The 25,285-nt window shown below is 58.9% G+C and carries 20 protein-coding genes; 3 read left to right on the plus strand and 17 right to left on the minus strand.

Features of this window, described 5'->3' with window-relative positions; translation table 11 throughout:
* The 13 genes from wzyE to trxA form a co-directional block, all read right to left on the minus strand.
* A complete protein-coding gene (gene wzyE / locus ACMGF9_RS22920; RefSeq protein WP_015376259.1) occupies nt 1-1,368 on the minus strand; it encodes an ECA oligosaccharide polymerase in 1,368 nt (455 codons plus the stop codon).
* Nucleotides 1,365-2,450, minus strand: a complete 1,086-nt coding sequence (locus ACMGF9_RS22925; RefSeq protein WP_015376258.1) for a TDP-N-acetylfucosamine:lipid II N-acetylfucosaminyltransferase — start codon at nt 2,448-2,450, stop codon at nt 1,365-1,367. The genes wzyE and ACMGF9_RS22925 overlap by 4 nt, the downstream gene beginning before the upstream one ends.
* On the minus strand, nt 2,447-3,697 hold the full coding sequence (gene wzxE / locus ACMGF9_RS22930; RefSeq protein ID WP_015376257.1) for a lipid III flippase WzxE: 1,251 nt from the start codon (nt 3,695-3,697) through the stop codon (nt 2,447-2,449). The genes ACMGF9_RS22925 and wzxE overlap by 4 nt, the downstream gene beginning before the upstream one ends.
* 1 nt (nt 3,698) lies before the next feature.
* Nucleotides 3,699-4,829: a dTDP-4-amino-4,6-dideoxygalactose transaminase gene (gene rffA / locus ACMGF9_RS22935; RefSeq protein ID WP_048326565.1), complete on the minus strand. Its 1,131-nt coding sequence runs from the start codon at nt 4,827-4,829 to the stop codon at nt 3,699-3,701.
* Complete coding sequence (rffC, locus tag ACMGF9_RS22940; protein WP_118892565.1) at nt 4,816-5,544, minus strand: dTDP-4-amino-4,6-dideoxy-D-galactose acyltransferase; 729 nt, start codon at nt 5,542-5,544, stop codon at nt 4,816-4,818. Before rffC ends, rffA begins: the two co-directional genes overlap by 14 nt.
* Nucleotides 5,522-6,403 carry a glucose-1-phosphate thymidylyltransferase RfbA gene (gene rfbA / locus ACMGF9_RS22945; RefSeq protein WP_015376254.1) on the minus strand — a complete coding sequence of 294 codons (882 nt, stop codon included), beginning with the start codon at nt 6,401-6,403 and terminating at the stop codon, nt 5,522-5,524. The genes rffC and rfbA overlap by 23 nt, the downstream gene beginning before the upstream one ends.
* A gap of 48 nt (nt 6,404-6,451) precedes the next feature.
* Nucleotides 6,452-7,519: a dTDP-glucose 4,6-dehydratase gene (rffG, locus tag ACMGF9_RS22950; protein ID WP_015376253.1), complete on the minus strand. Its 1,068-nt coding sequence runs from the start codon at nt 7,517-7,519 to the stop codon at nt 6,452-6,454.
* Complete coding sequence (gene wecC / locus ACMGF9_RS22955; protein WP_015376252.1) at nt 7,516-8,778, minus strand: UDP-N-acetyl-D-mannosamine dehydrogenase; 1,263 nt, start codon at nt 8,776-8,778, stop codon at nt 7,516-7,518. Before wecC ends, rffG begins: the two co-directional genes overlap by 4 nt.
* Nucleotides 8,775-9,905 carry a non-hydrolyzing UDP-N-acetylglucosamine 2-epimerase gene (gene wecB, locus ACMGF9_RS22960; RefSeq protein ID WP_004934198.1) on the minus strand — a complete coding sequence of 377 codons (1,131 nt, stop codon included), beginning with the start codon at nt 9,903-9,905 and terminating at the stop codon, nt 8,775-8,777. Before wecB ends, wecC begins: the two co-directional genes overlap by 4 nt.
* A gap of 86 nt (nt 9,906-9,991) precedes the next feature.
* The gene (gene wzzE / locus ACMGF9_RS22965) at nt 9,992-11,044 is read right to left on the minus strand and encodes an ECA polysaccharide chain length modulation protein (protein ID WP_021505188.1); all 1,053 of its coding nucleotides are present in this window, start codon (nt 11,042-11,044) and stop codon (nt 9,992-9,994) included.
* A gap of 20 nt (nt 11,045-11,064) precedes the next feature.
* Complete coding sequence (wecA, locus tag ACMGF9_RS22970) at nt 11,065-12,162, minus strand: UDP-N-acetylglucosamine--undecaprenyl-phosphate N-acetylglucosaminephosphotransferase (protein ID WP_004934192.1); 1,098 nt, start codon at nt 12,160-12,162, stop codon at nt 11,065-11,067.
* A 296-nt stretch (nt 12,163-12,458) separates the two neighbouring features.
* On the minus strand, nt 12,459-13,718 hold the full coding sequence (gene rho, locus ACMGF9_RS22975) for a transcription termination factor Rho (protein WP_004934188.1): 1,260 nt from the start codon (nt 13,716-13,718) through the stop codon (nt 12,459-12,461).
* 400 nt (nt 13,719-14,118) lie between these two features.
* On the minus strand, nt 14,119-14,445 hold the full coding sequence (trxA, locus tag ACMGF9_RS22980) for a thioredoxin TrxA (protein ID WP_004934187.1): 327 nt from the start codon (nt 14,443-14,445) through the stop codon (nt 14,119-14,121).
* 131 nt (nt 14,446-14,576) lie between these two features.
* On the opposite strand from trxA, the gene rhlB reads away from it, so the two are divergent.
* Together rhlB and ppx are read left to right on the plus strand one after the other, a co-directional pair.
* Nucleotides 14,577-15,863, plus strand: coding sequence for an ATP-dependent RNA helicase RhlB (gene rhlB, locus ACMGF9_RS22985; RefSeq protein ID WP_015376249.1), 1,287 nt, complete (start codon nt 14,577-14,579; stop codon nt 15,861-15,863).
* 5 nt (nt 15,864-15,868) lie between these two features.
* Nucleotides 15,869-17,365 carry an exopolyphosphatase gene (gene ppx, locus ACMGF9_RS22990; protein ID WP_049278782.1) on the plus strand — a complete coding sequence of 499 codons (1,497 nt, stop codon included), beginning with the start codon at nt 15,869-15,871 and terminating at the stop codon, nt 17,363-17,365.
* A 32-nt stretch (nt 17,366-17,397) separates the two neighbouring features.
* Here the strand turns inward: ppx and rep are convergent, their stop codons facing one another.
* Nucleotides 17,398-19,422 (minus strand): DNA helicase Rep, encoded by a 2,025-nt coding sequence (gene rep / locus ACMGF9_RS22995; protein ID WP_004934177.1) that lies wholly within the window; start codon nt 19,420-19,422, stop codon nt 17,398-17,400.
* Between the two features lie 109 nt (nt 19,423-19,531).
* Here rep and ppiC point away from each other — a divergent pair, with 109 nt between their 5' ends.
* Entirely contained in the window at nt 19,532-19,813 is a 282-nt protein-coding gene (gene ppiC / locus ACMGF9_RS23000) for a peptidylprolyl isomerase PpiC (RefSeq protein WP_004934175.1), read from the plus strand.
* Nucleotides 19,814-19,837: 24 nt separating this feature from the next.
* Here the strand turns inward: ppiC and ACMGF9_RS23005 are convergent, their stop codons facing one another.
* From ACMGF9_RS23005 to hmsP, 3 genes are all read right to left on the minus strand, one after another.
* Nucleotides 19,838-21,340 carry a M16 family metallopeptidase gene (locus tag ACMGF9_RS23005; RefSeq protein ID WP_031300297.1) on the minus strand — a complete coding sequence of 501 codons (1,503 nt, stop codon included), beginning with the start codon at nt 21,338-21,340 and terminating at the stop codon, nt 19,838-19,840.
* Between the two features lie 260 nt (nt 21,341-21,600).
* A complete protein-coding gene (locus ACMGF9_RS23010; protein WP_015376246.1) occupies nt 21,601-22,887 on the minus strand; it encodes a dicarboxylate/amino acid:cation symporter in 1,287 nt (428 codons plus the stop codon).
* 273 nt (nt 22,888-23,160) lie between these two features.
* Nucleotides 23,161-25,167: a biofilm formation regulator HmsP gene (gene hmsP / locus ACMGF9_RS23015; RefSeq protein ID WP_015376245.1), complete on the minus strand. Its 2,007-nt coding sequence runs from the start codon at nt 25,165-25,167 to the stop codon at nt 23,161-23,163.
* Nucleotides 25,168-25,285: the final 118 nt, after the last annotated feature.

Consider the following 25,285-nt stretch of genomic DNA (forward strand, 5'->3'; position numbering starts at 1 on the left):
TTACAAAAGACCGTCCGCCCGTGGGGAAGAGGCCAGCGCGCGGGCGCGCGTCACTCTGGCCTTGATCAGCCCGGCGGTATCGAACAGCCAATACAGCAACTTCGCCAGCACCAGACAGGCGCCGAAAATAATGCAGAAGAACACCACGCGCGACACGAATGAGTCCACCCCTTCACGCGCCAACACGATCATGTTGAACACCGCGCCGAAGCAGAATCCTTGCAGGATAGCCGCCTTATAGCGGTTCGGCTCTGTTTTGCCCAGCTCATACAGCCAGTCGAACCACTTGATGATCATGCCCACCAGAATCGCGCCGAGCGGGATGAACAGCGCGCCGCCCATCACCACCAGCGAACCGATCAGCGTCGGGGATATCGCCAGCCCGGAGTGGTTGTTCAGCACTTCCCAGGTGAAATAGTTGGCCGAGTTCAGCACCACGTCCGGCCGGCCCGGCCATAGCCAGGTTGGGATAAAGACGTAGAAATCACGCAAGATCGGCGCCAGGCCCTGGAAATCGATCTTGTCGTAATTTTGCAGCAGCAGCGCCAGGTTTTCCCACGGCGAGAAGGTGTCTCGGGTCAGATAGAGGAAGGTATAAAACGCTTCCGCGCCGCTGACGTCCAGGCTATAGCGCTTCAACGCCAGCCAGAACATGCCGACCACGCCGAATATGCCCGCCGCCGCCAGCATCCACAGCGTGATCCAGCCGCGCACGATGCCGATAAACAAGAACAGCGCGAAAGCGATAATGATGTTGGCACGGGTGCCGCCGACGATCACGTAGGTCAGAATACCGAACGCCACCGTCGCCACCAGGAACAAAAACCAGGCGCGCAGATCCTGCCGCAGGAAATAGACCACCAGCATCGCCGGAATGAAGAAGTAGAAGAACCGCTTGAGCGCCACGCCGGACACGTCGCTGGAGAAGATCTGACTGTAGGAATTGAGCTTGAACAGCAGGAAGCCGTTCTGCATGAAGAAGATCCCAACGGTACCGATCGCCACCAGCGCCAGCAGCACCCAGGTCATATGAGTCTCTACCCGGTTCATGGTAAACAGCGCCGCGCGCGGCTGAGTGCGGCGCTTGCGCAGCCGGGTCTTGTAAGTGACGTAATAGATGGCGTAAAACGCCGTCGCCGACAGCAGGGCATACAGCAGAAACTCCACCGGCACCACCTCGACGTCAAACTGAAACACCAGCAGGCAGGTTAACGGGAAGCCGAAATAGAACGTCAGCAAATACAGCAACGAGAAGAAGACGTTGAAGTTAAAGCGCACGCGCCGAAACTCCTGGTAGGTCAGCGTCAGGATAAACGTCAGGCTGACCAGATAGACGACAAACAGGCCGCCGAATTGCGCCAACGTCATGAGTGCTCTCCCGCCGCCAGCGCCAGGGCCTGCTGCCAGCCGTCAACATAGTTCGGATTGAAGAAGGCGATCGCCTGTTTATCCACCGCCGCCAGCTGACGCTGCGCTTCGCGCACCACCGCCTCGTCCAGCGAATCGCCGTAGAACAGCACCGGCAGGTGCTGTTCCGCCAAATCCTGCCAGAACGGGTTTTGCCGGCTGAGCACAAAAGGCACGCCGAACTGAATCAGCAGGCACAGGGTGCCAATCCCCTGCTGGCGATTGAAAATGAAATAGCCCAGATCGCAGGCGCGCAGAATATTGAGGTAGTCCTCGAATGCCACCTGCTGCGTGAGCAGCTGCAGGTTTTTCTCGCCGAACAGCGGCAACCCGGCGGCGCGCACCTGCTCGATGTAAGCATCGTTGTTGGCCGGATAACCCATCGGCAGGATCACGCGCACGTCGGCGCCGAACTGCTGATGAATCGCCTGCAGCGCTTCGATATGCCGATTGCTGCGATCGCCGGAGTTGCCCACCAGAATCGTCATCGGCCCGGCCAGGTTTTTCTCGACGTGAACGTCGGTCAGCGCCGGATCCATGCGGGTAGGGAAATACAGCAGCGAGGCCGGCACCCGCGCATGGCGCTGCTGGTAGTGAATCACGTCGCCGCGAGTGGCAAACACATTCCCTACCCGCCCCTGCGCAATGCGGCGCAGCAGATAGAACAACCGGAATTTCCAGCTGGTGGCGTCCTCATACAGATCGGCGCCCCAAATATGCCAACTGACCTGACGCGCCTTGATCTTGCCGCTCAGCAGCGCCAGCCACAGCCCCGGGTTGAACTGGCCGTGCAGGAAGAAACGCGTATCGCGATCGGCTTGGGCGCGCGCGATGACCGCCGCCGCCAGGCTTTTCTTGTCCGCGTAGGGCTCAATGTTCAGGGCGGGGAAATCTCCCAGTGCCGCCACATCCTTGGCCGCCACCATAAAATGCCGCGTCTGCTCAGCCGGCAGACGCGGCGCCAACACGTCGTTGAAGAAGCGCAGCACCGTCTGGTTATGATGTGGGATATCGGATCCCAGAACGTGAATCAGTATGGTCATACTCGTCTACGATAAATAAGAAACACGCAGCTACAGAGCGCGAAATACACGATGTAGGTTGCCATATAGGCCTGAGCCGCCCCCAGCGCGCCGCGCAGTGGGATCAGCCAGTGCGAGAACAGCGTCAGCAGCAGAAACTGGCTGACTTCCGTCAGGATATAAAAGCGCAGCGACGCTTTGGCGATCACCAAATAGCCGAACACATAGGCCCCGACTTTCAGCACGTCGCCCACCAGTTGCCAGGCAAACAGATCGCGCATGGCGACGAACTTGTCCGAGAACAACAGCCAGATGGCGAAATCACGCAGCAACCACACCGTAAAGCTCGCCGCCGCTACCGCCGGCAGCACGAATTTCAGCGAGCGCACGATCTCCCGCGAGATGGCGCCCTTGTCCGTCAACCGCGACAGCGTCGGCAGCAGATAGACGGTAAACGAGGCGGTGATAAACTGCAGATAGGCATCGGAAATGCTGCTGACGCCTTGCCAGATCCCCACCTCATCCCAACCGTAATGCGCGGCCAACAGGTTACGCATCATCACGTAGGCCACCGGCAGCGTCACCGAGGTGATCAACGCCATGAGGGTGAATTTGCCGAGGTTGCCGGCCACCCCTTTGTCCCAGCGCGGCGCCAGGTAGCGCAGCGGCAACGTTTTGCGCCGCCACAGCATCAGCCCGGCCGGCAGCACCACCAACGCCGGCACCAACGCCAGCCCTGCCAGCGCGCCTTCATAGCCCCCCAGCTTGAAGCACAGATAATAAGCCATCACGCCGATCAGGCTGCCGCCGATCACCGCCAGCGCGTTGCCCATCGCGTCGCGATAGCCTTTCAGCACCGCCATGAACAGGTTGGCGTAGGCGATGCCCATCTGAATGAAGGCGACGGCGCGCACCACGCCGACGTAATCGGCATGCCCGAACAGCCCGATGCTGATCGGCTCGGCGGCGAACAAAAACACCAGCGCCAGCAAGGTCGAAAAACCCAGCACGATGCTCGATGCGGTACCGACCGCCAGGCGCAGACGCTGCGAGTCCTGATGGTACTCCGCCACGTATTTGGTGATGCCGTTAAAAATGCCCGCGCCGGACAGCACGCCCAGCACGGTGATCAACTGGCGAAAGTTACCCGCCTGCCCCACGCCGCTGGGGCCAAACGCCACCGCCAGCAGTTTCACCACCAACAGCCCCACGCCAATCTTGATCAGCGTGGAGCCGGCGGTCCATATCGACGCTTTTGCCAACGACATATCAGGCGAAGAAGCTCAGGATGGTATTGATTACCGTACGTTGATTAGCATCGGACATATTGTAGAACAGCGGCAAACGCACCAGGCGCGCGCTTTCCTGGCTGGTATAGCGATCTTCACCGGCAAAGCGGCCAAACTGTTCGCCGGCCGGGCACGCATGCAGCGGGATATAGTGAAACACCGTCATGATCTCAGCTTCCTTCAGGTAGTCGATAAAGGCGGTGCGATCGTCGATATCACGCAGCTTGATATAGAACATGTGCGCATTGTGCTCGCAGTCCGCCGGCACAGTCGGCAACTCGATACGGCCGGCCTGCGCCAACGGCAGGAAGCTGTCGTAGTACTTCTGCCACAGAGCCAAACGGCGCTGGTTGATGCGTTCCGCCACTTCCAGCTGGCCCCACAGGTAGGCGGCCTGCAGGTCAGACATCAGATAGCTGGAACCGATGTCGCGCCAGGTATATTTGTCGACCTGGCCACGGAAGAACTGACTGCGGTTGGTGCCCTTCTCGCGGATGACTTCAGCCCGATCGATCAGGGCAGGATCGTTCACCAGCGTCGCGCCGCCTTCGCCGCCGGCGGTGTAGTTTTTGGTTTCATGGAAGCTGAAGCAGCCGATATGGCCGATGGTGCCCAATGCCTTGCCTTTGTAGGTCGACATCACGCCCTGCGCGGCGTCTTCCACCACGAAGAGGTTATATTTCTTCGCCAGCGCCATGATGGTATCCATCTCACAGGCAACGCCGGCATAGTGCACCGGTACAATCGCGCGGGTTTTATCGGTGATCGCCGCTTCGATTTTGGTTTCGTCGATGTTCATGGTGTCCGGACGCAGGTCGACGAACACCACTTTGGCACCGCGCAGCACAAAGGCGTTGGCGGTGGAAACGAAGGTAAAGCTCGGCATGATCACTTCGTCACCCGGCTGGATATCCAGCAGGATGGCGGCCATTTCCAACGACGCGGTGCAGGAAGGCGTCAACAGCACTTTCGCGCTGCCGAAACGCTGTTCCATCCACTGCTGGCAGCGACGGGTAAAACCGCCGTCGCCGCACAACTTGCCGCTGCTCATCGCAGCCTGCATATATTCCAGTTCAGTGCCAACAACCGGTGGAGCGTTAAATGGAATCATGTCTACCTCTGTATAACCAGTACGCGGTGCTTTCAATCACGGCACCCTGTCGTTGATAGAGTCGTAATGCGGCGATATTGCCTACCTGGGTCGCAACCCGCAGGCGTTGCATCCCCTGCCGCCGACATTCGGCCAGCGCCGCCGCCATCAGTCTGGAACCAATGCCCCGGCCTGATGCGCCGGGGTAGGCCGCCAGCAAGCCGATACGCATTTCCTGGCCGCCAATGTCGCGCAGGCTGACAAAGCCTTCAGGTTGCCCCTGGTTACCCAATACCAGCAAGCATTGATGATCGAAGGTGCCCAGCACCGCTTTTTCGATCCAGGCCGCATAGAATCGCCCGCTATCGGTGCGCTCGTACCACGGTGCGCGAAATCGGCTGGCGGCGAACACCTCACCGGCGGCAGCCCGCAACGACGGGATGTCCTCGGGCACGGCCATGCGCACCCCGGCCGCAGCGGTATCGACCGTCTCGCGTCCAGTTGCAATGTTCACGGCCAGATCCACTTCGCCTTCGACCAGCCGGAAGCCCAGCGCCGACAGTGCATCGGCCCACTCCAATCGGTAAGCGGGGATTTTAGCCTGCACCAACGCATAAGCATCCAAATCAGCGTTGCTCACGGGGGCCGCAGAGTCGTCGAAATGCAACTTGGCGCTCTTCAATTGGAAGAAGTCGCTCTCCCAATTCAGCGGTTCAATACTGGCGTGGACGTGCATGCAATAAATCCAGTAAGTATTTGCCGTAACCTGTTTTGGCCAGCGTCTGAGCCGCGCGTTTCACGCCCTCATCATCCAGCCAGCCATTGCGCCAGGCGATCTCTTCAAGACAGGCGATTTTAAAGCCCTGACGTTTCTCTACCGTCTGCACGAAGCTACTGGCTTCCAGCAGGCTGTCGTGAGTCCCGGTGTCCAGCCAGGCAAAACCGCGCCCCAGCAGCTCGACGGTCAGCTCGCCACGCTCCAGATACATCTGGTTGATGCTGGTGATCTCCAATTCTCCCCGAGCTGACGGCTTGATCTGCTTGGCGAACTCCACCACCTGAGCATCATAAAAATATAATCCGGTCACCGCCCAATTGGACTTCGGTTTAACCGGCTTTTCTTCGATCGACAGCGCGCGGAAGTGGTCGTCAAACTCCACCACGCCGAAACGCTCGGGATCCATCACCTGATAGCCAAATACAGTGGCACCGGCGGTGCGCGCCGCAACGCTTCTCAGCTTGGGACTGAACCCCTGACCAAAGTAAATATTATCGCCCAACACCAGGCAGCTCGGCTCGCCGGCCAAGAATTCTTCGCCAATCAGAAATGCCTGAGCCAGGCCATCGGGGCTAGGCTGCTCGGCATAGCTGAGATTGATGCCAAACGCTTCGCCGCTGCCCAACAAACGCTTGAAAGAAGGCAGATCTTCCGGCGTGGAGATAATCAGAATGTCTTTGATCCCTGCCAACATCAGTACCGACAGCGGGTAATAGATCATCGGCTTGTCATAAATCGGCAGCAGTTGCTTGGACACGCCGCGCGTGATCGGATGCAGACGCGTACCGGAACCGCCAGCCAGCACAATACCTTTCATACTTACTCCAAAACCCGCCGCACCGCCGCAAAGCGACGCGGCGTTAAATTAATCTGACAACCCCAAACGCTCACCGGCATAAGAACCGTCTTGCACCCGGCGCCACCAGGTTTCGTTAGCCAAATACCAGGCGACCGTCTTGCGAATGCCGCTTTCAAACGTTTCCTGCGGCCGCCAGCCCAACTCGCGATCGATTTTGCCGGCGTCGATGGCGTAACGCATATCGTGGCCTGGGCGATCCTTCACGTAAGTGATCAGATCGCGGTAGTTCGTCACGCCCTGCGGTTTATTTGGCGCCAATTCTTCCAGCAGATCGCAAATGGTCTGCACCACTTCGATATTCTTGCGCTCGTTATGGCCACCAATATTGTAAGTTTCGCCTACCACGCCTTCGGTCACGACCTGATAGAGCGCGCGCGCGTGATCTTCAACATACAACCAGTCACGCACCTGCGCGCCGTTGCCGTATACCGGCAGCGGTTTGCCGGCTACCGCATTCAGGATCACCAACGGAATCAACTTCTCTGGGAAGTGATAAGGGCCGTAGTTGTTCGAACAGTTGGTCACGAGGGTCGGCAAACCGTAGGTGCGCAACCAGGCACGCACCAGATGATCGCTCGATGCCTTGGAGGCGGAATACGGACTGCTCGGCGCATACGGCGTGGTTTCGGTGAACAGATCGTCGGTGCCGTGCAGGTCGCCGTACACTTCGTCGGTGGAGATATGATGGAAGCGGAAAGACTGCTTCTTCTCCGCCGCCAACGGCTGCCAGTAATGGCGCGCCGCTTCCAGCATCGTGTAAGTGCCAACCACGTTGGTCTCGATAAACGCCGCCGGGCCGTCGATAGAACGATCGACGTGGCTTTCCGCCGCCAGGTGCATCACCACGTCCGGCTGATAGCGGGCAAATACCCGGTCCAGCTCGGCACGATCGCAGATGTCGACCTGCTCGAAAGCATAGCGCTCGCTGTCGGCCACCACCGCCAGCGACTCGAGGTTACCGGCATAGGTCAGCTTATCCACTACCACCACGCTGTCGCCGGTGGCTTCGATGATGTGCCGCACCACTGCGGAGCCAATGAAACCGGCGCCGCCGGTGACTAAGATACGCTTCAACGCCAGACTCCCTTGGTATCCACCACCCAGCTTTGCTTGATCTCTTCCGGCCGGATGGCCTTGAACTGTTGGTGATCGACCAACATCACAATCACATCGGCCTGCTGCAACGCCTCAGCGATTGGCGTCAACGTCACATGGCCCGCCAGCGACTTCGGCAACTGTTCGACGTTCGGTTCCACCGCCAGCGTTTCGCCGACGTGCCATTCGGCGATCAGGTGCGCCACTTCCACCGCCGGACTTTCACGCAAATCGTCGATATTCGGTTTGAAGGCCAGGCCGAAGCAGGCGATTTTCACCTCGGACGCGCGCTTGTCGGTGGCGGCCAGGCAATCGGCCACCGCCGCTTTCACCCGGTCGACCACCCACAGCGGTTTGCCGTCGTTCACCAGGCGTGCGGTGTGAATCAAACGCGCCTGCTGCGGGTTTTGCGCCACGATAAACCACGGATCGACGGCGATGCAGTGACCGCCTACGCCCGGCCCCGGCTGCAGAATATTCACCCGCGGATGGCGGTTCGCCAGGCGGATCAGTTCCCAGACGTTGATCCCCTGTTCGGCGCAAATCAACGACAGTTCGTTGGCAAAGGCGATATTCACGTCGCGGAAGCTGTTTTCCGTCAGCTTGCACATCTCGGCAGTGCGTGAGTTGGTGACTACGCATTCCCCCTCGAGGAAAATCTTGTACAGCGCGCTGGCTCGTTCCGAGCACTTCGGCGTCATGCCGCCGATCACTCGGTCGTTTTGAATCAGCTCTACCATCACCTGCCCCGGCAACACGCGCTCCGGACAGTAGGCGATATTCACGTCCGCCGCTTCGCCCGCTTGCTGCGGGAAGCTGAGATCGCTGCGCGCCTGCGCCAACCAGTCCGCCATTTGTTCAGTGGCGCCCACCGGCGAGGTGGACTCCAGGATCACCAGATCGCCTTTTTTCAGCACCGGCGCCAGCGATTTCGCCGCTGCTTCGACATAAGCCAGATCCGGCTCGTGATCGCCCTTGAACGGCGTAGGTACCGCGATCAGGAACGCATCGGCCGCCAGCGGTTTGGTCACCGCCCGCAGGAAACCGCCGTCGACGGCGTCCTTGACCACTTTGTCCAGATCCGGCTCGACGATATGGATCGCGCCGCGGTTAATGGTATCTACCGCATGTTGGTTAACATCTACGCCCACCACTTTTTTCTTGCGGGAAGCAAACGCCGCCGCCGTTGGCAAGCCGATATAACCCAGGCCGATAACCGAAATAGTGTCAAAACTCATAGTGTCACCTGATGATTCTTTAAAGCTTCGAGGATACGCTGACAGGCATGCCCGTCGCCGTATGGGTTATGCGCCCGGCTCATCGCGTGATATTCGCTTTCGTCCGTCAACAGCCGGGTCACCGCTTCAACAATTTTGGCCACATCGGTGCCGACCAGGCGCACCGTGCCCGCATCTACCGCCTCCGGGCGCTCGGTGGTGTCGCGCATCACCAGCACCGGCTTGCCTAACGAGGGCGCCTCTTCCTGAATGCCGCCGGAGTCGGTCAGGATCATGTAAGCGTGGGTCATCAAATAGACAAACGGCAAATAATCCTGCGGCTCGATCAGCATGACGTTGTCGATGCCTTTCAAAATGCGATTCACCGGCTCGCTGACATTCGGATTGAGATGCACCGGGTACACCACCTGCACTTCCGGGTGGCTGCGGGCGATCTCCGCCAGCGCACTGCAAATCCGCTCAAAACCGCCGCCAAAACTTTCCCGGCGATGGCCGGTGACCAGAATCAGTTTTTTGTCGGCATCGAGGAACGGGTAACGCTGCGCCAGGCTGGCGCGCAGCGCAGCATCGCTCATCACGCGATCGCGCACCCAGAACAGCGCGTCTATCACCGTATTGCCGGTCACAAAAATACGGTTGTCCGGCAGCAGCTCGCGCAGCAGGTTTTGGCGCGAGTTCTCGGTCGGCGCGAAGTGGTACATCGCCAGATGGCCGGTCAGTTTTCGGTTGGCCTCTTCCGGCCAGGGAGAATACAGATTGCCGGTACGCAGCCCGGCCTCGACATGCCCGACGGGGATGCGTTGATAGAACGCTGCCAGACTGGTCGCCAGCGTGGTGGTGGTATCGCCGTGCACCAGCACCACGTCCGGTTTGAAGTCTTCCAGCACCCCTTTCAGCCCTTCCAGGATGCGACAGGTGATTTCCGTTAGCCCCTGGCCGGGTTTCATGATGTTCAGGTCGTAATCCGGCGTGATCTCGAACAACCGCAATACCTGATCCAACATCTCACGATGCTGTGCCGTTACGCAGACTCTTGCTTCAAAGGCCTCATCCTGGGCCAGTGCATGTACCAGCGGTGCCATTTTAATGGCTTCAGGTCTGGTGCCGAAAACAGTCAACACTTTCACAGCGAATCTCTTTTGGTCGGTTAATCGCAGGCCCCGCCTGCGAATGGGGCGCTCACGCGCCCTGCATCAGATTATTATATTATTTTTTAACTACGCGGCCGACGCGCCAAGGCAACACCCGCGCCAACCAAAGCGCCCATCGCGCCCCACAGAATCAGCCAGAATACCCGGCGCGGGCTGTCGCGTTTTACCGGCTCTTCCGGCGTGCGCAAATAACGATAGGTCTGGAACTTCTCATCCAACGTCGGGCCAACGTTCAGCGTCGCCAACATTGCGCGATTCTGATCGTAATCCAGATCGTAGGTCGGGCCGGAGGCCTGCAGGCCTTCCAGACGCGCCTGCAGCATTGGCCGGCCCAGCAGGAACAGATCCGAATCCGGCAACTGTTCTGCCGGGGTGTCGGTTTGCGTGCGGCTGATCCCCTGGCTTTCGGCGATTTTCAACGCCTGCTGCGTGGTGTTCAGCTCGCGCTTGTAAACCGACTCCGCCACCGCTTCCTGGCGCTTGACCTGTGCCTTCATCGAAGTAGTGCGAGCGGCCCACGCCCCCTGAATCTCTTCGTTCAGATGCAGGGCAGCGCGGTGGCTGGCGAAGGCCACATATTGGCGCAGCAGGCGGTTGGCGTCTGCGGCGGTTTCCGCCGTCAGCTTCACGCCGTCGTTCGGGACTTTTTTGTCGTCGCGCGGCGTGAACAGGATGTTATTGATCAACTCGTCGAGCAATGCCGCATCGGCGCGGGCATCCCCTTCCTGACGCTGTTTGTAGTAATCGCTCTGCAGCCAGAAATCGCGACGCGTGTCGTAAGCCGCCAGCTGCATGATGAACTCATTGTACGCTTCATCCGCGATGCTCGGCTGATCGCCGGCCATCGCCGGCAGCGTGCGCACGTCCAGATTGCGCAGGAACTGCTGCTGGGAATAGTAACCACCCAGCGCATTCACCGTGGGTTTGTCGGTGATTGCGGTCGCGCTCCACTCTTGCTTAACCAGGTAAGAAACGATCAGCGCGACCGCCGCGAACAGCACCGCAATGCCGATAATCCACGGTTTGCCGCGCCACAGGGTGCAGCACAGGCCGCGGATATCGAGTTCGTTATCCACCGCCGGGGTATGCTTGTCAGACGTTGTTTCTGGATTCATCACAGCCAAAAAGCCTCTGGTTAAGATACTTGCTTGTTATCGCTCGAACGCCGCAGCCGGCGCTTGATACGCTTAATGTACCGCGCAACCCGCCAGGCGCGCTTGATGCAGTAACCGTACAGGAAGAAAGCAAGCAAAAATAATGCCAACATAACCCACTCAGGGATAAAAGTCAGGCGTTCGCCGATCACGCCCACCGCCGCCAGCAATGCGGCCGCCAGGGTGATCAACACGAAAGCCTGCCGCGGCGTAAAGCCGGCGCGCATGATCAGGTGGTGAATATGTTGACGATCGGGAGAGAAGGGGCTCATCCCCTTGCGTAAACGACGGTACATGATTGCTATCATGTCCATCAGCGGAATAGCGATGATCCACAGCGCGGTCACCGGGTTGATCGAGTGAGCCTTACCCTGCGAGCTTTGCAGCAGCAGCCAAATGGCAGTAAAGCCGATCAGGGTGCTGCCGGCGTCCCCCATAAACACCTTATAACGGCGGCCGAGGATGCCGAGGTTGAGCAAAATATAGGGAACGATGGTGGCGATCATCGCAAAGCACCAGAACGCCAGCTCATGATGGCCGCTCAGGTACAGCAGCAGGCCCAGCGCCCCGAAGGAAACGCACGACAGCCCACCCAGCAGGCCATCGATGCCGTCGACCATGTTGAAGGCGTTGATCGCCGCCCATACCGCGAACAGCGTCACCAGATAACCGAACGGCCCCAGCAGCATCTCCCAGTCACCCAGCACATGGCCGAAGCTGCGCAGATACAGACCGGCGAACACCATCATGGCGATGCCGACCAGCGCCTGCACCAGGGCGCGGATTTTAACGCTGATGTCGAAACGATCGTCGAGCGCGCCCACAAACACCAGAATGCCGGCGCAGGTGAGATAAAGCTTGGCGTGCGCGATAGGTTGTTCGGAAATCCAAAACGCGAAGCACAACCCGGCATAAACGGAAATACCGCCGACCAGCGGAATCAACCCCTGATGGCGTTTGCGATAATTGGGTTTATCTACCAGACCAATACGTTTTGCCGCCTTGCGGGCAACAAAGAGAAAAGCCAAAGAAAACAGGAAAACAAATAGAATTTCAGTACTCATAGTGAGTAAGTTCACAGTTAACAGATCTCTGTAGAAGATAAGGCAGCTTACCACGGGCAATAGCTTGTGCCATCGACCCCCGCCACCTTTCGGTCATTTCCTATGACAACGGTGATTCATGCCTATTTTCTTCGCATCGGCTGACAAAACGACAGCAGCAAAGCCGACCGGCACCGGGCCGACCGACAAACAAGATGAATTCTCAATAAGTCGAGGAAACAACTTACTTTTCCATTACTGCTACTTATCGTATCCGCCAAAAGCGAAAAACGCCACGACTAGGCGTGGCGTTCAGCGAATTTTTTAACGAATTATGAGCGTTTCATCATATCGAAGAATTCATCGTTGGTTTTGGTCATCGCCAACTTATTAATGAGGAACTCCATCGCGTCAATCTCACCCATCGGGTGAATGATTTTGCGCAGGATCCACATTTTCTGCAGCTCTTCGGAAGTGGTGAGCAGCTCTTCTTTACGGGTACCGGAGCGGTTGTAATCGATCGCAGGGAATACGCGTTTCTCGGCGATTTTACGCGCCAGATGCAATTCCATGTTGCCGGTACCTTTAAATTCTTCGTAGATCACTTCGTCCATCTTCGAACCGGTATCAACCAGCGCGGTCGCGATGATGGTCAGGCTGCCGCCCTCTTCCACGTTACGCGCCGCACCGAAGAAACGCTTCGGACGATGCAGGGCGTTGGCGTCCACACCACCGGTCAGCACCTTGCCAGAGGCCGGTACCACGGTGTTGTAGGCACGCGCCAGACGGGTGATGGAGTCGAGCAGAATGATCACGTCTTTCTTGTGCTCAACCAGGCGCTTGGCCTTCTCGATCACCATTTCGGCCACTTGCACGTGACGCGAAGCCGGCTCGTCGAAGGTCGAGGCGATCACTTCGCCTTTCACCAGGCGCTGCATCTCGGTCACTTCTTCCGGACGTTCGTCGATCAGCAGCACCATCAGCACGCAGTCTGGGTGGTTGTAGGCAATGCTCTGCGCAATATTCTGCAGCAGCATGGTTTTACCGGCTTTCGGCGGTGCCACGATCAGGCCACGCTGGCCGCGGCCAATAGGCGCCGCCAGATCCAGTACGCGCGCCGTCAGGTCTTCGGTCGAGCCGTTGCCGCGCTCCATCCGCAGACGAGAATTGGCGTGCAGCGGCGTCAAGTTCTCGAACAGGATCTTGCTGCGGGCGTTTTCCGGCTTGTCGTAGTTGACTTCGTTGACTTTCAACAGTGCAAAATAGCGCTCGCCTTCTTTTGGCGGACGAATCTTACCGGAAATGGTGTCACCAGTGCGGAGGTTGAAGCGGCGGATTTGGCTAGGGGATACGTAGATGTCGTCGGGACCGGCGAGGTAGGAACTGTCTCCAGAGCGGAGGAAACCGAATCCATCCTGCAATATCTCGAGCACGCCGTCGCCGAAGATATCTTCTCCGCTTTTCGCATGTTGCTTCAGAATGGAGAAGATAATGTCCTGCTTGCGCATACGGGCAAGGTTTTCCAGCCCCATATTTTCGCCGAGAGTAATCAGCTCAGAAACCGGCGTATTCTTTAATTCGGTAAGATTCATAGTGGTGGGTTCTTAAACTCGGGGTATGTCTCGAACTTGTATCGTGAATGGTATGGCAGCGAAATGCGTGCCTGTTTACTGGACGTTCGATCACCGGGCGCAGAGCCGTCGCGGTAAGAAATGGCTTACATCGGGCGCACGCATTGACGGTTGAAGATCGAAGGTACCTTAAAAATGATTTTTGCAAAACCGTTTGATTGCCAAAACACGGGCTGAGTTCAGTTTACTTTCAACGCCAGTGATTCGACACAGAGTATAGCTTTAGATTCAAACTCTTTAGATTTAAAACTTCGGGCAAGTTCTATATGCAGTGTGGTTAAACTTAACACGCTTCTTGGCAGGCGTCTAGCGGTGAATTGAACATCACCGCCAGGCGCCTGATACTGGGCTTCCCGCCCGATTACAGATTCGCGTTCAGGAAATCTTTGAGCTGACCTTTGGACAACGCGCCAACCTTGGTCGCGGCCACTTCACCGTTCTTGAACAGCAACAGCGTAGGGATGCCACGGATACCGTACTTAGGCGCGGTAGCCGGGTTCTGATCGATATTCAGCTTGGTGATGGTCAGTTTGCCTTCGAACTCTTCGGCAATCTCATCCAGAATCGGAGCAATCATCTTGCACGGCCCACACCATTCAGCCCAGAAATCGACCAGGATCGGCCCTTCCGCTTTCAGCACGTCAGCTTCGAAGCTGCTGTCAGTCAGGTGAATAATTTTATCGCTCATGTTCTACTCCACAGGATTATGTCTACCTTGTTGGTGTAGCATTAACCAACTCAAGGTGATTTTATTGCACCGCGTTTATTTCAACGGATGTGCTTTCGTAAAGCAATAGTTAGCTGATATTCTACCACACTATGAGCAAAACACACTTGACCGAACAGAAGTTTTCCGACTTCGCCCTGCACCCGTTAGTCCTTGAAGCCCTTGAGAAAAAAGGGTTTCACAATTGCACGCCCATCCAGGCGTTAGCATTGCCGCTCACGCTCTCCGGGCGTGACGTTGCAGGTCAGGCGCAAACCGGTACCGGAAAGACGCTGGCGTTTTTGGCGTCTACTTTTCACTATTTGCTGACTCACCCGGCGAAACAGGATCGCCAGACCAATCAGCCGCGCGCCTTGATCATGGCGCCTACGCGTGAACTGGCGGTGCAAATCCACTCCGATGCGGAAGCGCTCTCCCAGAGCACCGGCCTGAAACTGGGCCTGGCCTACGGCGGCGACGGCTACGACAAACAGCTGAAGGTGCTGGAAAGCGGCGTGGACATTCTGATTGGCACCACCGGCCGTTTAATCGATTACACCAAACAGAACTATGTCGATCTCGGCGCGATGCAGGTCGTCGTGCTGGATGAAGCCGATCGCATGTACGATCTTGGCTTTATCAAAGACATCCGTTGGCTGTTCCGCCGCATGCCTGCGGCCGATCAACGCCTGAACATGCTGTTCTCCGCTACCCTGTCCTATCGCGTACGCGAACTGGCCTTCGAGCAGATGAACAACGCCGAATATGTTGAAGTGGAACCGGAACAGAAAACCGGCCACCGCATTAAAGAAGAGCTGTTCTACCCGTCCAACGAAGAAAAAATGCGTCTGCTGCAGACGCTGATCGAAGAAGAGTGGCCGGATCGCGCCATCATCTTTGCCAACACCAAGCACCGCTGCGAAGACATCTGGGGCCATCTGGCCGCCGACGGTCACCGCGTGGGCCTGCTGACCGGTGACGTGGCGCAGAAAAAACGCCTGCGCATCCTCGACGACTTCACCAAAGGCAATCTCGATATTCTGGTCGCCACCGACGTCGCCGCGCGCGGTCTGCACATCCCTTCCGTCACGCACGTCTTCAACTACGATCTGCCTGACGACTGCGAAGACTACGTGCACCGCATCGGCCGTACCGGCCGCGCAGGCGCCAGCGGCCACTCCATCAGCCTGGCGTGTGAAGAGTATGCGCTCAACCTGCCGGCGATCGAGACCTATATCGACCACAGCATTCCGGTGAGCAAGTACAACAGCGATGCGCTGCTGACCGATTTGCCGGCGCCGAAGCGCCTGTCGCGTCCGCGCGGCGGCAACGGCCCACGTCGCAACTCCGCGCCACGTCGCGGCGGCGCGCCGCGCAACAACCGTAAACGTTCGAGCTGATCGCCATGCTCAGTTCCAGCACGCTTTATGCTGCCATCGATCTCGGCTCCAACAGCTTCCACATGTTGGTAGTGCGCGAGGTGGCCGGCAGCATTCAGACTCTGGCGCGGATCAAGCGCAAAGTGCGCCTGGCGGCCGGGCTGGATCAGAACAATCACCTGTCGCATGAGGCCATGCAACGCGGCTGGCAGTGCCTGCGGCTGTTCTCCGAACGCCTGCAGGACATACCACGCGAGCAGATCCGCGTCGTCGCCACCGCCACGCTGCGTCTGGCGTCCAACGCCGATGAGTTCCTGCAGGCCGCCGAGCAAATCCTCGGCTGCCCGGTACAGGTGATCAGCGGCGAAGAAGAGGCACGGCTGATCTATCACGGCGTCGCGCACACCACCGGCGGGCCGGATCGTCGGCTGGTCGTCGACATCGGCGGCGGCAGCACCGAACTGGTCACCGGCAGCGGCGCACAGGCAACGCAGCTGTATAGCCTGTCGATGGGCTGCGTCACCTGGCTGGAACGCTACTTCAGCGATCGCAACCTTGGGCAAGAAAACTTCGAGCGCGCCGAACAGGCCGCGCGCGAAATGGTGCGGCCGATCGCACCGCAATTGCGCCAGCAAGGTTGGCAGATCTGCGTCGGCGCTTCCGGCACCGTGCAAGCGCTGCAGGAGATCATGGTGGCGCAGGGCATGGATGAGCGCATCACCCTGCCCAAACTGCGCCAGCTGAAACAGCGCGCCATTCAGTGCGGCAAGCTGGAAGAGCTGGAGATCGAAGGGTTGACGCTGGAGCGCGCGCTGGTGTTCCCGAGCGGCCTGTCCATCCTGTTGGCCATCTTCCAGGAGCTGGGCATCGAGAGCATGATGCTGGCCGGCGGGGCGCTGCGTGAAGGTCTGGTTTACGGCATGCTGCATCTGCCGGTGGAGCAGGATATTCGCATCCGCACCATCCGCAACCTGCAGCGCCGCTACCTGATCGACACCGAGCAGGCCGAACGCGTCAGCCAGCTCGCCGCCAACTTCTCCCAGCAGGTCGCCAACGAGTGGCAGCTGGATGCGCGATGTCGCGAGCTGTTGCACAGCGCCAGCCTGATCCACGAACTCGGCCTCAGCGTCGATTTCAAGCAGGCGCCGCAACACGCCGCCTACCTGATCCGCCACCTGGACTTACCCGGCTTTACCCCGGCGCAGAAAAAACTGCTGGCCACCCTGCTGCAAAATCAGAGCAACACCCTCGACCTGTCGCTGTTGAACCAGCAAAACGCCCTGCCGCCGCGCACTGCGCAGCGCCTGTGCCGCATTTTGCGCCTGGCGATCATCTTCGCCAGCCGCCGCCGCGACGACACGCTGCCGGCGGTGCGGTTACGCGCCAATCAGGACGATGAACTGACGGTGATCTTGCCGCCGGGCTGGCTGGAACAGCATCCGCTGCGCGCCGAGGCGCTGGAGCAGGAAAGCCACTGGCAGAGCTACGTCCACTGGACGCTGCGGTTGGAAGAACAACGTTGACATGACCAGGGCGCGAATCGCGCCCTTTCTTTTTAATTCCCGCCTTTGGCCTTGGCCAGCTGGGCGCGGATATTGGCCAGATGGCTCTGCCCCTTCTGCATCCGCTCCTGCGGGCTCACCACTTTGCGTTCGGTTTCCCACGCCAAATCGTCCTGCGGCAGCTCCAGCAGGAACCGGCTCGGCTCCGGCCGCACCAGCTCGCCGTACTGACGGCGCTCGCGGCACAGGGTGAAAATCAGCTCTTTTTGCGCGCGGGTGATCCCTACATAGGCCAGACGCCGCTCTTCATCGACATTGTCTTCGTCGATGCTGCTCTGGTGCGGCAGCAGCCCCTCTTCCATGCCCACCAAGAACACGTAAGGGAACTCCAGCCCCTTTGAGGCGTGCAGCGTCATTAGCTGCACCTGATCCAGCTCCTCTTCACTTTCGCCGCGTTCCATCATGTCACGCAGGGTGAAGCGCGTCACGACCTGGGTCAGCGTCATCGGCTCGTCCAGATCGTTGCCTTCCAGCATTTCCGTCATCCAACCGAACAGCGTGTTGACGTTTTTCATCCGCATTTCGGCGGCCTTCGGGCTGGTCGAGGTTTCAAACAGCCAGCTCTCATAATCCACGCCGCGGATCAGATCGCGCACCGCCGCCACTGGCTCACGTTCCGCCTGCTGGGCGATGCCGCCCAGCCAATGGGTGAAGCGCTGCAGCGATTCCAGCCCGCGTCCGGTCAAGTGCTGGCTCAGCCCCAGATCGAAGCTGGCATGGAACAAACTTTTGTTGCGCTGGTTGGCCCACTCGCCAAGCTTCTGCAGCGTTGCCGGGCCGATCTCACGCTTGGGGGTATTGACGATGCGCAGAAAGGCGCTGTCGTCTTCCGGGTTGGTCAGCACGCGCAGGTAAGCCAGCAGATCCTTGATCTCGGGGCGCGAGAAGAACGAGGTGCCGCCGGAAATCTTGTACGGGATACGGTTCTGCATCAGCATCTTTTCAAACACCCGCGACTGGTGATTGCCGCGGTACAGGATCGCATAGTCGCCGTAATTGGTCTTTTTCACGAAGTGGTGGGCGATAAGCTCCCCTACCACCCGCTCGGCTTCGTGATCCTCATTGTTGGCGGTCACTACCTTCAGCTCTTCGCCATACCCCAGCTCAGAAAACAGCCGCTTTTCAAACACGTGTGGGTTATTGGCGATCAGAATGTTGGCCGCCTTCAAAATGCGCTCGCTGGAACGGTAGTTTTGCTCCAGCTTGATCACCTGCAGCGCCGGGAAATCTTCCTTCAGCAACACCAGGTTCTGCGGCCGCGCGCCGCGCCAGGAGTAGATCGACTGGTCGTCGTCGCCCACCACGGTAAAGCGCGCGCGGTTGCCCACCAGCAGCTTCACCAGCTCGTATTGGCTGGTGTTGGTATCCTGATACTCATCCACCAGCAGATAGCGGATGCGCTGCTGCCAGCGTTCGCGCACCTCTTCGTTGCGTTGCAACAGCAGCGTCGGCAGCAGGATCAGGTCATCGAAGTCCAGCACATTGCACGCCCGCATATGGGCGTGGTAAAGACCGTAGCAGTGGGCGAACAGCTTGTCGCGTTCCGAGCGCGCCAACTCTGCCGCCCGCTGGGGATCGATCAGGTCGTTTTTCCAGTTGGAGATGGTCGAAATCAGCTGCGCCACCAGCGTTTTGTCGCTTTCCAGCCACTTTTCGGTCAGCTCTTTCAATAGCGCCAGCTGATCCTGATCGTCGAACAGCGAGAAGTTGGACTTCATCCCCAACGCCACGTATTCACGCTTGATGATCTCCAGCCCCAGGGTATGGAAGGTCGAAATCATCAGCCCGCGCGCCTCTTTGCGCCCCAGGGTTTGCGACACGCGCTCTTTCATCTCGCGTGCGGCCTTGTTGGTAAAGGTCACGGCGGCGATGTGCCGCGCCTGATAGCCGCAGTGGTGGATCAGGTGGGCTATCTTGTTGGTGATAACGCGCGTCTTGCCGGAACCGGCGCCGGCCAACACCAGGCAGGGCCCGGTAACGAATTCGACGGCTTGTTGTTGGCTGGGGTTTAATCGCATGGTGCTGGCTTGCTCAACTGTAAAACGTGGAAGGGAATTGTAGCAGAAAGCGCCGATGAGATTTAGCGGGTATAATCAGCGCAATTTTCGCATCGACAAAGGCAATACCATGGCAAAAACGGCGTGCGCCCTGCACATTCTGGTAGACAATGAAAAGCTGGCCAACGAGCTGCTGGCCAAGCTGAAGCGCGGCGTCAGCTTCGACACGCTGGCACGCAAATATTCGAGCTGCCCGTCAAAACGCAACGGCGGCTCGCTGGGCGAATTCAACAAGGGCGCGATGGTGCCGGCGTTCGATAAAGCGGTGTTCAGCATACCGCTGCTCAAACCTTACGGCCCGGTCAAAACCCAGTTCGGTTACCACATCATCAAGGTGCTGTACCGCAACTAGGGGGCCTGCGCCCCCTGCTGCGAATTACTGCGCGCCGGCGTCCGTCGCCGGCGCAGCCACCGCGGTGTCGGCCGGTTTGGCTTCTTCCGTCACCACCGCTGGCGCCGGCATCATGATGCCGTCATAGGTTTCCTGCAGCTGCTTCATGCTCATTTCCGGCTCGCCCTTCGGCTGCATCAGCACCAGGGTCGCCTCCTGAGACAGCTGCAGCTTCAGCGCCTGATTCAGCGTCTCCAGCGTCAGGCTGGCCAGGAATTCCTGGCGCAATTTCTGATACAGCTCTGGCGCGATATCCACCACCCCGCTCTGCTGCGAACGCAGGCGCTGGCTCATCAGCACGTCGGTATCGGTGCGGGCGTAGGTGGCGAATAGCTTGCTCAGCTGATCGTTTTTCTGCGCCAGCAGCGCATCGAATTCCTCTTTCGACAGACCGTTATCACGCACGTTGGCCAGCTCGCGGGCGATAAAGCCCAGGCTGCCGTTCAGATTGTTGTTCGGCGTATCCAGATGGATGGCGCACTGCCCACGCTGGTACTGCACGCGGCAGTCAAAGCCCAGATGCAGGCTCTTCTGGTCGCTTTTTTCCAGCGTCTGCTGAAGATGCCAGAACAGCGCCTCGCGGGCGAGATCGCCACGCCAGTAACGGAGCAGGCTCTGCGAATCGCGAATCGGGTGCCACGGCGAATCCCACATGATCGACAGCGTATCCTGTTTCACCTGCTCGCTGATCAGGCTCACCGGCTGCTGCGGCAGCGGCGTCAGGGTCGGCATCGGGGCCGGGGTTTCACGTTTGCCCTGCAGCGGCGAGAAGGCCTTGTTGATCTGCTCGCCCAGGCTGCGGCTGTCAACCTTGCCGACCACGAACAGCGTCATGGCGTCCGGTGTGTACCACTGCTGATAGAATTTCTTCAACTGCTCAAGGTTGACCGGCCGTTTCGCCGGCTGCGCCGGATCGTGCGCCAGCAGCGTCGAGCCTTTCAGGCGATAACGCCACCAGGCATCTTGGGTATTGGGCGGGAAAGTGCCGACCGGATTGATGCTGGAATTCATCACCGCGTGCACCGTATGCTCGTCGATCGCCAGTTTGCCGGTGGTGTCCGCCAGCCAGGCCAGCGCTTCTTTCAGCAGGTCGGGCCGGTTGTTCGGCAGGCTGAGGTTATACATGGTGAAATCATACGAGATGATCGCCGGCGGCAGCGGCCGCTCGTTATCCACGCTCTGTTGCCACAGGGCGCGCAGCTGCGGCGCGGTAAAGCTTTCGCTGCGCGCCAACGCCAGCCGCGGCAGCAGATGGGCGAAACCGGTCTGCTGCGAAGACTCCACCAGAGAGCCGGTATTGACGATCAGCCGCAGTTCCACGCGGTCGCTTGGCCGCTGCGGCGTATCGAGAATCTGCCATGAAAACCCGTTGGCCAGCGCCCCCTGCTGCCAGGCAGGATCGGGTTGTAGTGCTTCAGCCTGCACGCTGCTACTGGCTGCCGCCAGTAGCAGCCCACCAACTATAAGATGAATTCTGGTGCCCTGCATGTGAACCCCTACTTAATGACTATCCAATTTCTTATGCAAATGCGTGTATTCCATTCAATGGAATCATAAAAATACGCCCTGAGTTTCACAGTGGGGCGGAAAGCAGAAAGTGTACCATCGTGTTAGACCGCGCGCCTTTGCGGATGTCACTCATTAGAGTGAAAAATAATAGATTGCGGGGTTTTTAATGCAAAAAATCGTTACGAGGCAGGGGAAGAAGCTCACCGGCCGCGGCTGCGGCCGGTGATTTACCGCCGAAATCAGGCGGAAGGCAGCGTTTTGTCCGCGCCGGTATTTTTGTTGTTCAGGGTGTCTTTCAGCTGTTTCTCATCCAGCTGATTACACCATTTGGCCACGACCACGGTCGCCACGCCATTGCCCACCAGGTTGGTCAGCGCGCGGGCTTCCGACATAAAGCGGTCGATGCCGAGGATCAGCGCCAGGCCGGCCAGCGGCAGGTGGCCTACGGCGGAGATGGTGGCGGCCAAAACGATAAAGCCGCTGCCGGTCACGCCCGCCGCCCCTTTGGAGGAGAGCAGCAACACCACCAGCAGGGTAATCTGATGCATGATATCCATGTGGGTGTTGGTCGCCTGAGCGATAAACACCGCAGCCATGGTCAGGTAGATAGAGGTGCCATCCAGGTTGAAGGAGTATCCGGTCGGGATCACCAGACCCACCACCGATTTCTTGCAGCCCAACTTCTCCATTTTATCCAGCATGCGCGGCAGCGCGGATTCGGACGACGAGGTTCCCAGCACGATCAGCAGCTCTTCTTTGATGTAGTTGACGAATTTGAAGATGCTGAAGCCGTTGGCGCGGGCGATGCTGCCCAACACCACCACCACGAACAGGATGCAGGTGATATAGAAGCACACTATCAGCTGGCCGAGTTGCACCAGCGTGCCGACGCCGTATTTACCGATGGTAAACGCCATGGCGCCGAAGGCCCCCAGCGGCGCCAGGCGCATGATCATGTTGATGATGCCGAAAATCACCCGCGAGAAGCTGTCGATCACGTTGTAGATCAGCTGCCCTTTGTCGCCCAGACGATGCAGGGCGAAGCCGAACAGTACCGCGAACAGCAGCACCTGAAGAATGTTGCCGCTGGCGAACGCGCCGATCACGCTGCCGGGGATGATATCCAGCAGGAACGGAATGATGCCCTGCTGCTGCGCCTGCTCGGCGTAGATCGCCACCGCTTTGGCGTCCAGCGTGCCGGGATCGACGTTCATGCCGGCGCCCGGTTGCACCAGGTTGACGATCACCAGGCCGATAATCAGCGCAATGGTGCTGACGATTTCAAAATACAGCAGCGCGATGGCGCCGGTGCGCCCCACCGCCTTCATGCTTTCCATGCCGGCGATGCCGGTCACCACGGTGCAGAAGATCACCGGCGCGATGATCATCTTGATCAGTTTGACGAAGCCATCGCCCAGAGGTTTCATCTCGGCGCCAAGGTCAGGGTAGAAATGGCCAAGCAGGATACCCAGCGTGATCGCCGTCAGCACCTGAAAATAGAGGCTCTTAAAGATCGTTGTTTTCATATGAACATCCTATGGGGGGAAGACACGCACCAGGCAGCAGTCTAAAAATCCAGCCTGTTCATCGCTTGCGCGGAAAATAACACCCACTTAACAACATGGAAATAATTTGTTGCACCCACCGTGTGGGGTTGATGTGAATTTAAGAGCTGAAACGCGTCAGTCGGGGTGCAAAGCTGAAAATTGCGTAAGCCTTTGTTTGCACTAACGCAAAAGAGGTAGATAAAGAATGGCGATTTTCGGACGAGGAAAAGTACCGGAAAGGTATCGCGACGCTCACGGCGCCGCGCGGCAAAACTCGGCTTCGAACGCTTCGCGCGGCAGCGGCCGAGCGAACAGGAATCCTTGCCCACTGCGAATGCCGTGCTGCAGCAGCCAGTCGCGCTGTTCGGCGTTTTCCACGCCTTCGGCCATCACCGGCAACGCCAGCACTTCGGAGATCGAACTGACGATGCGCACCATCGCATCGTCGCCCGGCAGCCCCTGAATGAAACTGCGGTCGATCTTAATCAAATCGATCGGCAGGGATTTCAAGCGGTTGAGGTACTCCAGGCTGGAGTAGCCCATGCCGAAGTCGTCCAGCGCGATCGACAGCCCCAGGTCGTGCAACTCGCGCAGCAGCGCCAGGGCGCGATCGAGATCGTCGATGCGTACCGTCTCGGTGATCTCCAGCAGCAGCTTGCGCGGATCGATCCGATACTGCGCCAGCAGGTTTTTCAGATGCGGGACGAACGCTTCATCCTGCATCTGAATACCGGAAACGTTAACCGCCAGCGGCAGCGCAATGCCGCGTTGCTGCCAGTCCGCCAGGATACGGCAAGACTCTTCCAGCACCCAGTTGCCGAGAGGCACGATCACGCCCAGCTCTTCCGCGAGCGGGATAACGTCGGCCGGCAGGGTATAGCTGCCGTCATACTGTTGCCAACGCAGCAGCGCTTCGGCGCCGATCACCTCGTTGGACTGCATGTCGATCTGCGGCTGCAGGAACAGCGTGAAATGCCGCTGCTCGATGCCGTGCAGGATCTCGCTCTCCTGCGTCAGCCGCTTCTGCGTGCGTTCCGTCAGGCTGGGTTCGAAGAACAGGATCTGATTTTTTCCTTCGCGGTGCGCGGACATCATTGCCGAGGTGGCGCTGCGCAGCAGCTGTTCCGCGCTCTCCCCCTGATTGAGGTAGTGCGCGATGCCGATGCTGGCGTTGGGCCGCAGCGCCAGACCTTCCAGCGTCAACGGCGCATTGATCTCCGCCATGATGCGCCGCGCCAGCTGCATGGCGTGGAACGGCCGCTCAATGCCCTTGGCCAGAATGGCGAATTCGGTATTGCTCAGCTGCGCCAGCACGCCGTTTTCGTCGATGCAGCCGCGCAGCTTCTTCGCCAGCGCCAGCAGCAGCGCTTCACGCATCGCCGGGCTCATCACGCCAGACGCTTCATGCAGCGTCTCGATGCCGATCACCAGCAGGTTAAAACGCTCAGGGCGCAGACTGGAGGCGATATGCTGTTCCAGCAACGCGTTCAGCAATGCAGGATTCGGCAGTTCGGTCACCGGGTGGCGGGTGCTCAGGCGGCTCATATCGGCATGCGCCTTGGCCAGCGTCTGTTGATTGCGGTTGTAATTGCGCACCAGCAGGCCGAGCTCGTCGTCCTGGTGCAGCGCCGGCAGCATCAGCTGGTGATAGGGCGCTTCGTCCTGCGAGATGTTCTCCAGCTCTTTGGCCATCGCGCGCAGCGGATGCACCATCAGCCGGTTCATGCACCAGGTGATGGCCACCGACAGGATCAGCGCCAGCAGCAGGTAGGTCGACAGCATGGTCGACAAAATGCTGAGAATAAACTGGTACATGCGGAACGAATCGGCCTGCAGCACCAGATAGGCCAGCGGCTGCTGGTTGGCGGGCACCCGCTCCAGCGAATAGAGCGGCACGGAAATTTGGATAGGCAGTTCAAACAGCCGGGCGATCAGCGTCGGCACCGGCCGCTCCGGCGGGAAATTGGCGTGCAGCGCCTGAAACTCGTTCGGCAACACGATATCCGCCCGGCTGAGAATGCCGACCGGCAACAGCGTGTTCAGCACCTTTTTGGCTTCCGGCACGTCCATGCGCAGCACCGCTTCCGCCAGCGGCTGGCGCACGGAATGAGCGATATTCTCCAGTTGCTGGGCGTAGTCATCCCTGCGCTGCTGCACAAAGTGGAATAACTGGATCACGATAAAAATGCAGATCGTGACCAGCGCCACGCCGGACACCGTCGCCATCTGCTTAATCGTTAACGAACGCCTGACCCGCAAACCTGCTCTCCGTAAAATCGGGCTGAAACAAAAAGGGGGCTGACTCTCACCCGCCCCCTCGAACCGGGCTGAGTATACTCGATCATCGGCTGTTTTTATCTGGCTATGCCGCAGGCAA

Origin of the sequence: Serratia sp. BNK-23 (assembly GCF_047456145.1) — a bacterium.
GTDB classification, from domain to species: Bacteria; Pseudomonadota; Gammaproteobacteria; order Enterobacterales; family Enterobacteriaceae; genus Serratia; species Serratia nematodiphila.